The sequence below is a fragment of the Alkalihalophilus marmarensis DSM 21297 genome, from assembly GCF_000474275.2.
In the GTDB taxonomy this organism is placed as follows: domain Bacteria; phylum Bacillota; class Bacilli; order Bacillales; family Bacillaceae_D; genus Alkalihalophilus; species Alkalihalophilus marmarensis.
In genome coordinates this window covers 95,257-108,391 of sequence record NZ_ATAE01000042.1, presented here as the reverse complement: position 1 = coordinate 108,391, position 13,135 = coordinate 95,257, and the positions used below count along the sequence as shown (strand labels likewise).

Here is a 13,135-nt window from a genome sequence, read left to right as displayed (position 1 = left end):
GTCAAAGTAGATAGAATAATGCCTGAGAGCCGCGCATATATTGTGTAAAGTGACGCAATTAAGACGAAGAGGCGCAATTAAGGCTGAGACTGACGCATAAGTAAGCGGAAGCAACGCGATTGTAAGAGCAACCGGCGCAATAAGAGGGTGAATAGACGCAATCCGGCCGTCTGCTCTACCGAAGGCTGTCTGCTCTAAACGAGGCCAAGATGCTCGATTCGACAAACCATCTCACCTGTCCCGCCCTTCGACACACTCCTACACAAACTCCAATATCACGCACACAACCCATATATACCCATGACATAAATACTTGACAATAATTTCTCACAAACATGTATAAAACCCTATAAAAATGTGGAATATGACAGAAGTGTGAACAAAGGAAGATATCGACAAATCTCTTTTTTTTTAGTCGGAAAACACATTGACACAAAGTTTTCGCTATTGTACGATTACAAAGGATATGATGATAAGGTTTACATACGAAAAGTGAAAAGGTTCGAAAGCTCTGGAAAAGCTTGAGGGGAGCGGTGTTCATGTCTAACGGGAAACGCAACCCATGGCGCGCGATGGCGCTTGTTTCAGTCATCTCATCCTATGTTGTAGGGGGAGTGGTGGCAGGTGTTTTTACCGGGTTATGGCTTGGGAATCGACTTGGTGCTAAACCGGTGTTCCTCATAGTATCTATCCTCATTGGTTTGGGTGTAGGTTTTTATGGCGTAATGAAGACGATTGAACCGTTCTTAGGAGACGATGAGTAATATGACTTCACTAGAAGGAAAAATGAAACAACATACAATTACAACTAGTATTTTGCTAGTGTTGTTTCTTGTATTATATCTCATCACCCCACTTCAAACGCAATTCCTTGGCTTAGCTTTAGGCCTCTCCGTTAGTTTTCTTAATCTTTGGACAACCTACCGCAAGACTCAAGTAGTCGGAATGGTTGCCGACCGCAAAAGGAAACAGTCGTTTCTTCCATTTATTCTTGCAGGGTTTGGCTTCGGAATTCGTATTATTCTGACAATCGCTGCGGTGTATCTGGCCCTTATCTATCCGGACAAGTTAGATGTTATCTCAGTCATTGCAGGGCTTGCCCTGATCTATGTCATTATTATCCTTGATATGCTAGTTCAATTTGTGAGAAAGAGGTGAATTTAATATGGATCATGAAGCGCCTATACGAGAGTTTCTAGGGCTGAGCTTCAACATGTCCACAGTGCTTATGACAACTGTGACGTGTGTGATTGTGTTCTTGATCTGCTTTATTGGCTCAAGACGTCTCGCCATGCGTCCTTCTGGAATGCAGAACTTCCTAGAGTGGGCAATTGATTTCGTCCGTGGGATCGTTAAAGCGAACATGGACTGGAAGGTCGGTGGACAATTCATTGCACTCGCCTTCACCTTGCTATTCTATGTGTTTGTAGCAAACATGCTAGGGTTGCCATTTGAGCTTTATAACCCGAACACGCACGAGGTTTGGTGGAAATCACCAACATCTGATCCAGTCTTAACCTTAACAATGGCTGTGTTAGTCGTAGTGCTGACTCACTATTACGGGATTAAGATCCGCGGGTTTGGTGAATATTTGAAAGATTATGTTCGTCCGGTACCATTTTTACTTCCATTTAAAATTATTGAGGAATTTGCTAATACGTTAACACTTGGAATGCGTTTATTCGGTAACGTTTATGCAAAGGAAATCTTAATGATTTTACTTGTAGGTTTAGGAACATCAGGTTTACTTGGAATGTTTGGAGCATTCTTGCCGCTTATTGTATGGCAGGCATTTGGTATGTTTATCGGTGCGATCCAAGCGTACATTTTTGCCATGCTAGCGATGGTTTACATGGCACACAAAGTAGAAAGTCATTAATCTTAGTAACAACGCTTTGGTCAGGCTAGGTTTATAGGTTGGACAAGGCAATTAAATAAAAACTATTAAGTATACAATAGGGAGGAAATTTATCATGTCATTATTAGGCGCTGCAATTGCAGCAGGTTTAGCAGCGGTTGGTGGATCAATCGCAGTAGCAATTATCGTAAAAGCAACTCTTGAAGGTGTAACTCGTCAACCAGAACTTCGCGGTACACTTCAAACTCTAATGTTCATCGGTGTTCCTCTTGCTGAGGCGGTTCCGATCATCGCAATCGTTATCTCTTTCTTATTACTATTCTCATAATAAGATACGCACGAACAGTCTTTTCATTGTGCATAAAAATGGCGACAGTGTTCTGTTTGAACCTGCGCCATTCCTTATGTACGACTAACCGATTAGAATTATTCATCCGATAAAAGGGTGCCGAAATACGTTAGGTTACTTATTTTTCACGTCCAAGAAAGGAGTGAATCCACGTGGGTTTCGATAGCATTAACTGGGGCTCAGCCCTTTATCAACTTATCGCATTCTCAACGCTTTTATTCTTAGTAAGTAAGTTTGCTCTTAAGCCTCTTATGGGGATTATGGAGAAGCGTGAGCAGATCATCAATGATCAAATTGATTCTGCAGAGAAAAACCGTAAAGAAGCTGAGGCGTTTATCGCTGAGCAGCGTGCAGAGCTAGAGCGTGCGCGTACTGAAGCTAATGGAATTATTCAAAATGCGAAAAAACTTAGTGAACAGCAAGGTCAAGATATTGTAAAAGCAGCACGTGACGATGCTGAGCGTATTAAGGAATCAGCAGTAGCTGAGATCCAACGCGAGAAGGAACAAGCAGTAGCTGCCCTTCGTGAGCAAGTTGCGGGTCTATCTGTTCTTATTGCTACTAAAGTGATTGAAAAAGAACTTAATGAAGCAGAACAAGAGAAGCTTGTACAAGAGTATCTTAAAGAGGTAGGCGAGGAGCTATGAGCAACCAAGCAGTAGCCAATCGTTATGCATATGCCCTTTTTCAGCTTGCTGAAGAAAAAAGCATTTTACCTCAAGTTGTGCAGGAGATGGAGCTTGTAAAGGAAGTTGTGAACACAACGCCAGAATTTTTACAGCTTCTTGCGCACCCGAAAGTAACAGCAGAGAAGAAGCGTGCTTTCATTGAAAACAGCTTCAAAGATTCTCTAAGTGAAACAAGCCTTCATACACTGCTTCTATTAGTAGAAAACAAGCGTATTGAAAGTCTTGTGGATATGATTGATTCGTTTAAGGATATGTCTTACGAGGCACAAGATATGGCTGAGGCTGTTGTGTATTCAGCTAAGCCGCTTACTAGCGAAGAGCAAGCGCAAATCGCTGTGATCTTTGCTAAAAAGGTGAACAAAGCGAAGCTTCTAGTAACCAATGTAGTGAATAAAGACCTTCTTGGCGGACTCAAGATTCGTATCGGAGACCGCATTTATGACGGCAGTGTTAAATCACAGCTAGACCGCTTAGAGCGTCAGCTGATTGCCGGTACACGTTAGTAGAAGATAGGGGTGAATGATATGAGCATCAAACCAGAGGAAATTAGCTCTCTTATAAAGCAGCAGATTGAAAGCTTTCAGTCTGATGTTCAAGTTCAAGATGTAGGTACGGTTATCCGTGTTGGTGATGGTATCGCGCTTGCACATGGCCTTGAGAATGTCATGGCTGGTGAGCTTCTTGAATTCTCAAACGGGGTAATGGGGATGGCTCAGAACCTTGAGGAGAACAACATCGGGATTATCATTCTAGGACCATACACAGACATTCGTGAAGGTGACGAAGTAAAGCGTACGGGTCGTATTATGGAAGTTCCTGTTGGAGAAGAATTATTAGGTCGCGTTGTGAACCCGTTAGGACAACCTATTGATGGTCTTGGTCCAATCGCAACGACAAAATCTCGTCCAATTGAAAGCCCGGCACCAGGTGTTATGGATCGTAAATCTGTACATGAGCCGCTTCAAACAGGTATTAAATCAATCGATACAATGATTCCAATCGGCCGTGGTCAACGTGAGTTAATCATCGGTGACCGTCAAACTGGTAAAACGGCAATCGCTATCGATACGATCTTAAACCAAAAAGACGAAGATATGATTTGTATCTACGTAGCAATCGGTCAAAAGGATTCTACTGTTGCAGGTGTTGTTGAAACACTTCGTCAACGTGGAGCGCTTGATTACACAATCGTTGTATCAGCAAGTGCATCTGATCCGGCACCAATGCTATTCTTAGCACCATATGCAGGCGTATCTATGGGTGAAGAATTCATGTATAACGGCAAGCACGTTCTTGTGATCTATGATGATCTTTCAAAACAAGCTTCTGCTTATCGTGAGCTTTCACTATTACTACGTCGTCCTCCAGGTCGTGAGGCATTCCCAGGGGATGTATTCTACCTACACTCTCGTTTACTTGAGCGTGCAGCGAAGCTTAGTGATGCTAAAGGCGGCGGTTCAATCACTGCATTGCCTTTCATCGAAACACAAGCGGGTGACGTATCAGCTTATATCCCAACAAACGTTATCTCAATTACAGACGGACAAATCTTCCTTCAATCTGACTTATTCTACTCAGGTATCCGTCCTGCCGTTAATGCCGGTTTATCGGTATCACGTGTAGGGGGTTCTGCACAGATTAAAGCGATGAAGAAAGTTTCAGGTACATTGCGTCTTGACCTTGCAGCGTACCGTGAGCTAGAAGCATTTGCTCAGTTTGGATCTGATCTTGATAAAGCAACTCAAGCGAAACTTAACCGTGGTCAGCGTACAGTTGAAGTTCTTAAACAAGACCTTCACAATCCGCTTCCAGTTGAGAAGCAAGTTGCAATCATCTATGCTCTTACAAAAGGCTTCATGGATGATATCCCAGTTGAAGATGTACAACGTTTTGAGTCTGAGTTCTTCACGTTCTTAGATCACAACAAAAAAGATCTTCTAGATCACATTCGCACAACTGGAAACCTTCCTGAAGATGCAGACTTTAAAGCAGCGATCGAAGAGTTCAAGAAGGGCTTTAGTGCAAGCAAGTAAGGCTAGTGGCTGGTAATTAGCAAGGGGTAGCGGCTGCGTACTTTTCTAGAGAGTACGCTTGCCGTTTGGCTCTTGCTATCTGCCAAGCAAAACACGAACCAGTTTTTGCGAAAAGGTGGTGAATCGAATGGCTTCATTACGTGATATACAGGGACGAATTACCTCGACTAAAAAGACAAAACAAATCACAAAAGCGATGCAAATGGTATCAGCGGCAAAGCTGAACCGTGCACAGCACAACGCACAGTCTTTTACTCCTTACACGGATAAAATTCGTGAAGTTGTAGCTGCGATCGCATCATCAGGCACTGAGATCTCTCATCCGATGCTTGAGGAGCGTCCTGTTAAAAAGACAGGATACATTGTGGTTACGTCTGATAAAGGGTTAGCTGGCGGATACAACTCTAGCTTAATTCGTTCTCTATTAAACACGATTAAAGAGCGTCACAACTCTCCTGATGAGTACGGAATTATCATCATGGGACGTATTGGACGTGATTTATTTAAAAAACGCGGATTGCCTATCATTCAAGAGGTAATCGGCTTACCGGATCAACCGGAATTTAATGATATTAAAAACATTGCGCGTACATCTGTTGAAATGTTTGCTGATGGGATCTTCGATGAGTTGTATGTTTGGTACAACCACTTCGTAAGTCCAATCACTCAAGATGTAACAGAAATGAAGCTCTTACCGCTTACAGATATCGGTAGTGATGAAAAAGCGGCTTCAGCTAGTGCTTCTTACGAGTACGAGCCAAATGAGCAAGCTATCCTAGAAAAACTTCTTCCACAATATGCGGAGAGCCTTATCTATGGATCACTGCTTGATGCGAAAGCGAGTGAATTCGGTGCGCGTATGACAGCAATGAGTGCTGCAACTGATAACGCATCTGCTCTAATTGAAGAGCTTACGCTTAAGTTTAACCGTGCGCGTCAAGCGGCGATCACTCAAGAAATTACAGAGATCGTCGGCGGTGCAGCAGCACTAGAATAGATATTATTTTAACTACTACAAATACCCTGAAAAAATTGGCTAGGAGCCATTAGGAGGGACGGAATACTATGAATACAGGTCACATTACTCAAGTAATGGGTCCGGTTGTTGACGTAAAGTTCAAGAGCGGACAATTACCTGAAATCAATAACGCATTAAAAGTCGTACAAGTAGGTGCAGACAAAAATGCGGTTGATGTTACAGTTACACTTGAAGTTGCATTGCACTTAGGTGATGATTCAGTTCGTACCGTTGCAATGGGTTCAACAGACGGCCTTGTACGTGGTACAGAGGCACTTGATACAGGCGCTCCAATCAGCGTTCCAGTTGGAGAAGCGACTCTTGGTCGTGTATTCAACGTACTAGGAGAAGCAATCGACTTAGGTGAGCCGGTTGCAGCTGATGTAAAGCGTGACCCAATCCATCGTGAAGCTCCTAAATTTGAAGAGCTTTCAACAACTACTGAAATTCTTGAGACAGGAATTAAAGTAGTAGATCTTCTAGCACCTTACATTAAAGGTGGTAAGATCGGTCTATTTGGTGGTGCCGGTGTAGGTAAAACTGTTCTTATCCAAGAACTTATCAATAACATCGCTCAAGAGCACGGCGGTATCTCTGTATTCGCTGGTGTAGGTGAGCGTACTCGTGAAGGGAATGACCTTTACCACGAGATGACTGACTCTGGCGTTATCAAAAAGACTGCCATGGTATTTGGTCAAATGAATGAGCCGCCTGGTGCGCGTATGCGTGTTGCTCTTTCTGGTCTTACAATGGCAGAGCACTTCCGTGACCGCGATGGTCAGGATGTACTTCTTTTCGTTGATAACATCTTCCGTTTCACACAAGCAGGTTCTGAGGTATCAGCCCTACTAGGCCGTATGCCTTCAGCCGTTGGTTACCAGCCGACACTTGCTACAGAGATGGGTCAGCTTCAAGAGCGTATCACATCGACTAAAGTTGGTTCGGTTACATCAATCCAAGCGATTTATGTACCAGCCGATGACTATACAGATCCAGCGCCAGCGACAACGTTCGCTCACTTGGATGCAACAACAAACTTAGAGCGTAAATTATCTGAGATGGGTATCTACCCTGCCGTTGATCCACTTGCATCAACATCTCGTGCACTTTCTCCTGAAATCGTTGGAGAAGAGCACTACAGTGTTGCTCGTCAAGTTCAACAAACGCTTCAAAAGTATAAAGAACTTCAAGATATCATCGCAATCCTAGGTATGGATGAGCTTTCTGAGGAAGATAAGCTTGTTGTACACCGTGCGCGTCGTATCCAGTTCTTCTTATCTCAAAACTTCCACGTAGCTGAGCAGTTCACTGGTCAGAAAGGTTCTTACGTGCCAGTTAAAGAGACAATCAAAGGATTCAAAGAAATCCTTGATGGTAAATATGATGATCTTCCTGAAGATGCATTCCGTCTTGTCGGCCGCATTGAAGAGGTTATCGAAAAAGGAAAACAAATGGCGTAATTCACGCATCGCATAAACTAAAGCGGGGGCGCAGCTAAGCTTGTTGCGCACCTGTTTATGCAAACTAACCCCGTGATGCTACTCGAGGAGGGTTTCTCACATGTCGACGATTCGTGTAAATGTAGTAACTCCTGATGGCAAAGTGTATGATGGTGATGTGGATATGGTAGTAGTTCGCACGGTTGAAGGCGAACTAGGTATCTTGCCAAAACATATTCCGTTAGTTGCTCCGCTTACAGTTGGAGCAGTACGCTTGAAAAAAGGCAACTCTGAAGAACAAGTTGCGGTTAGTGGCGGTTTCGTAGAAGTTCGCCCTGATCAAGTAACGATCTTAGCTGAGGCTGCTGAATTACCATCAGCAATTGATGTCGACCGTGCGCGCGCTGCTAAAGAACGTGCAGAAAGTCGTCTCAACTCTACAAAACAAGATGCAGTAGACTTCAAACGTGCTGAGCTTGCTCTGAAGAGAGCGATCAACCGTCTAGATGTCACTGGTAAATAAGAAAGCGGGATGAGCACTCAGCTCATCCTGTTTTTTTGTGGTTGTGATGAGGTGCGGCGTGGTGTTGTGGGTTTGTTTTCCAGATTTTTGCTCCGTTTGTTCAAAAAAAGTGGAAAGTTGTTCGAAATAATGATGAGTTTATTCGAATTATGCATTTGTTTGTTTGATAAAATGAGTTTTATGTTCGATATATCGCTTGACCATGTTGTACATTCCAATATATTGCTCCGTTTGCTAAAATTATTCAGCGTTTCGCTGGATTATAGAGAAGATTCGCCGAAAAAATAAACTATTTGCAAGAATGAACGCTGTTTTCGCTAGATAAACTCCTCATCGTGCTTGATCCTCACACCACTCTCACTCACTAATCCGTCACTAATTTGACTTTATTTCACGATTTCATGTGAATATTATCCATGCTATGTATCGTATGATTAGGAGGTATGGATGAGGCTGTGTCATAAGTCATGGATTAGATGACAAACATGACAAAAGATAGGTCCGTACAACTATAAAAATGATGGTAATTCGCTATAGATTTTTTTGCTAAAATCCGTTAAGATGAAAAATGGATTGCTTTGTCCTTGACATTTTTTTTTGAGTCAATCGACAAATTTCTACTTACAGTAACACGAGAGAAGGATTGGGACTGGGGGTTAAAACGTTGTTTGAAGGCATAGGCCAGCAAGCACTGATCCACGTATTTGTGAATGTGATGTTTTTAGCAATCACTTGGTGGGCTTTGCAAGCTTTTAAGTTTGATCTATTTGTCAAAGAACCGAATAGCCCTAAGGCAAAAGCGTTGATGATTCTTGTCACCATCGCCGTAGCCCAGTTAGTAAGTAGCTTTTTTCTTGATTATTACAATGCTTCAACGATGTTACGGTATTTGTGGTAAGGTGGTTGTTGTCGAGTAATGACTACAACTTCCATGTATGCTTTTACTCCTCAAGGTAAAAATGGTACTAATCAGCTTTATTTGGGGGAGTGAGTCTTATGGGCATGGTACGAATACTATTTTTCGGTTTCATATTTCTTTTAGCAGGGTACAGTTATATGCAGGCAACAACAAGTCACGCACATAACAACAATTTACGTGAAATTGAATCCATTTTAGATTTAGCACAACAAGAAGAATTACATGTTCAAGGGTGGCAGCTGCGTATGAGAGCAGGACAAGGTCAAGTTAGCGATCTTGAAGCGTTTAAGCAGTATGTACATAATTTGAACAGCCAATTCACTGGTTGGAATGTGAGCGACGTACACATGTCTGAGACAGATTGGTCGATCGAGGCAACTCGTCCCAGCGTTTTGGGAGACAGCCAAGAAAGACTGAGTATCTATGCATACGAACAACATGGATCCTATGAAATCATCCACACTTATGAACTGAATGGAACATCAACCAAAGCGCTTGGTGAGAGAGAATTACACGAATTACTTGAAGAGAGAAAAGAATCATTTTCCCTGCAAGACTCGCCTATTTACTCTCAAGTAAGAGCAGTACGACCGGAAGATTCTGAATATGTGCAACCTTCTCTGGGAGACCAAGCAAGAGATTTCGTAAAAAAGCTCGGTGCAACAGAGATTGAATCACTGAATGAAGAAACGTTTGTCTCGGTTTCTGCATACAATGATGTATGGACAGATGCCATCGTTACAAAAGGTCACAAGATGAACCTGCAAGTTGCCTTAAGAAGCGGAGAGACAATGGGCTCCGGTACAACCGTGACAATAGGAACGCCTATTATTACGACTGAATATTGATGATATAGAAGAGACTATAATTTCTAGACGCGGAGGGGAATACGTTGGAAAAAATTATTGTCCGTGGTGGCAATAAGCTAGAAGGCACTGTTAAAGTAGAAGGTGCTAAAAATGCTGTGCTACCCGTAATTGCTGCATCGATTTTAGCTGGAAAGGGCACAAGCAAACTTTATGATGTGCCAGAGCTTGCAGATGTATACACAATGAGAGAAGTATTACGTAATTTAAATATTGATGTGGAGTACGTAAACAACACATTTACGGTAAATGCCGAGAAAACATTAAAAACAGAGGCACCATTTGAATATGTTCGCAAGATGAGAGCGTCTTTCTTAGTGATGGGGCCATTACTTGCGCGCGTAGGTAAAGCTCGTATCGCTCTTCCTGGAGGCTGTGCAATCGGATCACGTCCAATTGATCAGCACTTAAAAGGGTTTGAAGCAATGGGTGCGACAGTTGAAATCGGAAATGGTTTCATCGAAGCGCGCATTGACGGCAAGCTTCAAGGAACAAAAATCTACCTTGACTTCCCAAGTGTAGGTGCTACTGAAAACATTATGATGGCTGCGGTCCTGGCTGAAGGAACAACAATCATCGAAAACGTAGCAGAAGAGCCTGAAATCGTTTGTCTTGCGAATTATTTAAATGGTATGGGTGCAAAAGTTCGCGGAGCTGGTACTGGTATCATTCGTATCGAAGGGGTAGAAGAGCTTAACGGCGCTCAACACACAGTGATCGGCGATCGTATTGAAGCTGGTACATTTATGGTAGCGGCTGCTATTACTGGCGGAAATGTGTTAGTTGAAGGAGCAGTAGCAGAGCATCTTCGTCCATTAATCGCGAAAATGCGTGAAATGGGAGTTGAAATCAAAGAAGAGGAAAATGGTTTACGTGTCATCGGGCCTGAAACACTAAAGGCAATTGACATTAAAACAATGCCTCATCCAGGATTCCCGACGGATATGCAAGCTCAAATGATGGCACTTCTTTTAAAAGCAAAAGGCACAAGTGTGATCACTGAGACTGTATTTGAAAACCGCTTCATGCATGTGGAAGAATTCCGCCGCATGAACTCTAACATTAAAATCGAAGGACGTTCAGCGATCATCTCAGGTCCTAACAACCTTCAAGGTGCAGAAGTAGCTTCAACAGATCTTCGTGCTGGTGCAGCTCTTGTAATAGCTGGTCTTGTAGCAGACGGTATGACACGTGTAACTGAACTTAAGCACATCGACCGCGGCTATGTAGATCTTGCTGGCAAGCTACAAGCACTAGGCGCTGACGTTGAACGCGTAAAAGAGCAAGTTGAAGAAGAAACGACAACTGAAGATGCTCCATTACGTGTAAACACAAACCTTTAATCAAAAGCCCTTTTCGAAGGGCTTTTTTATTTTGCGGTTTTTGAGCGGGTGACCGTGTGCAAGATGAACGTAGTTGAAACCGGCGCAATTAACGCTTAGATCGACGCTATTCCCTCACCAATTCACGCAATAAACAGCTGAACCAGCGCAATTGCTATCAATTGACACATACGCGCTCTCAATCAGCGCAATTCCTCAAGCAACCGATGCAATAGCGCTCGAGAAAAACGCATAAATGTTTCCAAACGTCGCATATCTCTTCCACAACTTATCCACAGTTATGTCAACAAGTTTCCTTATCCATCAATTTAGCCAAAATAAACTCTTTTTATTCTTATATTCTGAATATTACCGCCTTTATGCCTCATTTTTAAAATTAAGTCATATTTTCTATAAAGGTTCTATATAAATTAGTTATCAACAGCTTGTCCACAACTGTTAAAAAGAGAAGCCTCTTACTTCTCTTTATAATCCCAAAGCAGCCGCCAGTCTCCTTCTTCATTTGCGACATATACATATTGAATAAATTGAAAGTGGCCATATGTTCCGCGGTATGTTTTGGTCACTATGACTTCATAAGCTTCCATTTTTTCTGAGTCTTCATAGAGCTTCCAATTCTTTAATTTTTTCGGACGGCTCATATCAAACTCAAATGTATCAACGCCAAAATGATTCATAAATGTATGAGGCCGATCACTTATATAGCGATCCCGTGAGAAATGGCTTTGCATAGATGAGTGAAACAACTCCCATGAAGAAGAAAACTTGGCTTCCTGCTCAAGAGAGTAAAAGTCATCAACTACCTTTTTCACTTGTCTTGCCTCAGACGGAATGACTAAAAAAATGACGAGAAAGAAGAGTCCAATGATAACGATGGTTGGCAACATCAGAGGTTGAAGTGGATTTCTTCTACGCAGCATAGACGCCCCTCCTTAAGATTTCTCTATTGATCCTATTCCGGCATGTACGCATTTATCACAGTAAGAAGAACTTGTTCTATTAGAGGGGCCTCCCACATAAAATAATAGAGAGATCAAAGACATAATGGAGGCTTGAATATGAAACGGTTACTCATTATTGCAACAATCCTGTGTACGGTTGTACTGATCATTCCTACAATGATGGTGCTAATCGGGGATCGATCGACGCAGACTACGACGCTAGAACCAACGAATCAAAAGCCGGCCGTCTCGAATCAAGTCACCTATGAGCCACAAGCAGATGTATCGATCCAAGTGTTTAGGAGCAGCACCGAGCAAGTGGAGGAAGTTCCCTTAGAAGAGTATGTAGTTGGGGTCGTCGCTTCTGAAATGCCTGCTACATTTGAAATGGAAGCATTAAAAGCGCAAGCACTAACCGCGCGAACGTACATTTTAAGACAGATGCTTGAACCGGGAGATGTCGAGGTGCCTGGTGACGCAATGGTTACAGATACGGTGATGCATCAAGTTTATCAAGGAAAAGAAGAGTTGAAGTCTCGCTGGGGAGGCGACTTCGAGCAAAACTATGCACGAATTAAAGAGGCTGTCTTACAAACGCAAGGACAAGTATTAACATATGATGGAGAGCCGATCACAGCTGCCTTTTTTTCAACAAGCAATGGCTTTACAGAGAACTCAGAGGACTATTGGCCAAATCCAATTCCTTATTTAAGAAGTGTAGAGAGCCCGTGGGATGAACGCTCTCCCGAATTTACATCAGAAAAAGTATTCACAAAAGCTGAGGTCGAGCAAAAGCTTGGGGTAAGCCTTCCGGGCGATGGGACAGTCGGCTCTATTACAGCACGTACCGATGGAGGACGTGTAGCGACAGTGAGTGTCGGAGGAAAAGAATTCAGCGGACGTGAAATTCGTGATAAATTAGAGCTTAATTCATCAGACTTTGACTGGCAGCGTCAAGGGGATCAAGTGGTCATAAAAACAAGAGGATGGGGTCACGGGGTAGGTATGAGTCAGTACGGAGCGGACGGTATGGCCAAAGAAGGAAAGAACTACGAGGAGATTGTTCATCACTACTATCAAGGGGTGAGCATCCAGTCGATGGAGTCGTATGAAGCAAAGCTGACGGCGAGAGCGGAATAATAACACAAAATAAGAAG

At 42.9% G+C, this 13,135-nt stretch carries 15 protein-coding genes; 14 read left to right on the top strand and 1 reads right to left on the bottom strand.

Annotation, left to right across the window (positions count from 1 at the left end):
* The first annotated feature begins 539 nt into the window (after window positions 1-539).
* From A33I_RS16015 to murA, 13 genes are all read left to right on the top strand, one after another.
* Window positions 540-764: an AtpZ/AtpI family protein gene (locus A33I_RS16015; protein ID WP_022629369.1), complete on the top strand. Its 225-nt coding sequence runs from the start codon at window positions 540-542 to the stop codon at window positions 762-764.
* A complete protein-coding gene (locus A33I_RS16010) occupies window positions 757-1,158 on the top strand; it encodes an ATP synthase subunit I (RefSeq protein ID WP_083477676.1) in 402 nt (133 codons plus the stop codon). Before A33I_RS16015 ends, A33I_RS16010 begins: the two co-directional genes overlap by 8 nt.
* Before the next feature lie 7 nt (window positions 1,159-1,165).
* A complete protein-coding gene (gene atpB, locus A33I_RS16005; RefSeq protein WP_022629367.1) occupies window positions 1,166-1,879 on the top strand; it encodes a F0F1 ATP synthase subunit A in 714 nt (237 codons plus the stop codon).
* Window positions 1,880-1,973: 94 nt separating this feature from the next.
* A complete protein-coding gene (gene atpE / locus A33I_RS16000; RefSeq protein ID WP_022629366.1) occupies window positions 1,974-2,186 on the top strand; it encodes a F0F1 ATP synthase subunit C in 213 nt (70 codons plus the stop codon).
* Window positions 2,187-2,359: 173 nt separating this feature from the next.
* Window positions 2,360-2,854, top strand: coding sequence for a F0F1 ATP synthase subunit B (gene atpF, locus A33I_RS15995; RefSeq protein WP_022629365.1), 495 nt, complete (start codon window positions 2,360-2,362; stop codon window positions 2,852-2,854).
* Window positions 2,851-3,399, top strand: a complete 549-nt coding sequence (locus A33I_RS15990) for a F0F1 ATP synthase subunit delta (protein ID WP_022629364.1) — start codon at window positions 2,851-2,853, stop codon at window positions 3,397-3,399. Before atpF ends, A33I_RS15990 begins: the two co-directional genes overlap by 4 nt.
* Window positions 3,400-3,420: 21 nt before the next feature.
* Window positions 3,421-4,929 (top strand): F0F1 ATP synthase subunit alpha, encoded by a 1,509-nt coding sequence (gene atpA / locus A33I_RS15985; protein ID WP_012960703.1) that lies wholly within the window; start codon window positions 3,421-3,423, stop codon window positions 4,927-4,929.
* 127 nt (window positions 4,930-5,056) lie between these two features.
* The gene (locus A33I_RS15980) at window positions 5,057-5,926 is read left to right on the top strand and encodes a F0F1 ATP synthase subunit gamma (RefSeq protein ID WP_022629363.1); all 870 of its coding nucleotides are present in this window, start codon (window positions 5,057-5,059) and stop codon (window positions 5,924-5,926) included.
* Window positions 5,927-5,994: 68 nt separating this feature from the next.
* Window positions 5,995-7,407: a F0F1 ATP synthase subunit beta gene (gene atpD, locus A33I_RS15975; RefSeq protein WP_012960701.1), complete on the top strand. Its 1,413-nt coding sequence runs from the start codon at window positions 5,995-5,997 to the stop codon at window positions 7,405-7,407.
* A 100-nt stretch (window positions 7,408-7,507) separates the two neighbouring features.
* Complete coding sequence (locus tag A33I_RS15970; protein WP_012960700.1) at window positions 7,508-7,909, top strand: F0F1 ATP synthase subunit epsilon; 402 nt, start codon at window positions 7,508-7,510, stop codon at window positions 7,907-7,909.
* A 664-nt stretch (window positions 7,910-8,573) separates the two neighbouring features.
* On the top strand, window positions 8,574-8,807 hold the full coding sequence (locus tag A33I_RS15965) for a DUF1146 family protein (RefSeq protein WP_012960699.1): 234 nt from the start codon (window positions 8,574-8,576) through the stop codon (window positions 8,805-8,807).
* A gap of 98 nt (window positions 8,808-8,905) precedes the next feature.
* Window positions 8,906-9,676 (top strand): YwmB family TATA-box binding protein, encoded by a 771-nt coding sequence (locus tag A33I_RS15960; RefSeq protein WP_022629362.1) that lies wholly within the window; start codon window positions 8,906-8,908, stop codon window positions 9,674-9,676.
* A 44-nt stretch (window positions 9,677-9,720) separates the two neighbouring features.
* On the top strand, window positions 9,721-11,037 hold the full coding sequence (gene murA / locus A33I_RS15955) for a UDP-N-acetylglucosamine 1-carboxyvinyltransferase (protein WP_022629361.1): 1,317 nt from the start codon (window positions 9,721-9,723) through the stop codon (window positions 11,035-11,037).
* Window positions 11,038-11,492: 455 nt separating this feature from the next.
* Here murA and A33I_RS15950 read toward each other — a convergent pair whose 3' ends face one another.
* A complete protein-coding gene (locus tag A33I_RS15950; protein ID WP_022629360.1) occupies window positions 11,493-11,957 on the bottom strand; it encodes a hypothetical protein in 465 nt (154 codons plus the stop codon).
* 138 nt (window positions 11,958-12,095) lie between these two features.
* On the opposite strand from A33I_RS15950, the gene spoIID reads away from it, so the two are divergent.
* The gene (gene spoIID, locus A33I_RS15945; RefSeq protein ID WP_022629359.1) at window positions 12,096-13,118 is read left to right on the top strand and encodes a stage II sporulation protein D; all 1,023 of its coding nucleotides are present in this window, start codon (window positions 12,096-12,098) and stop codon (window positions 13,116-13,118) included.
* Window positions 13,119-13,135: the final 17 nt, after the last annotated feature.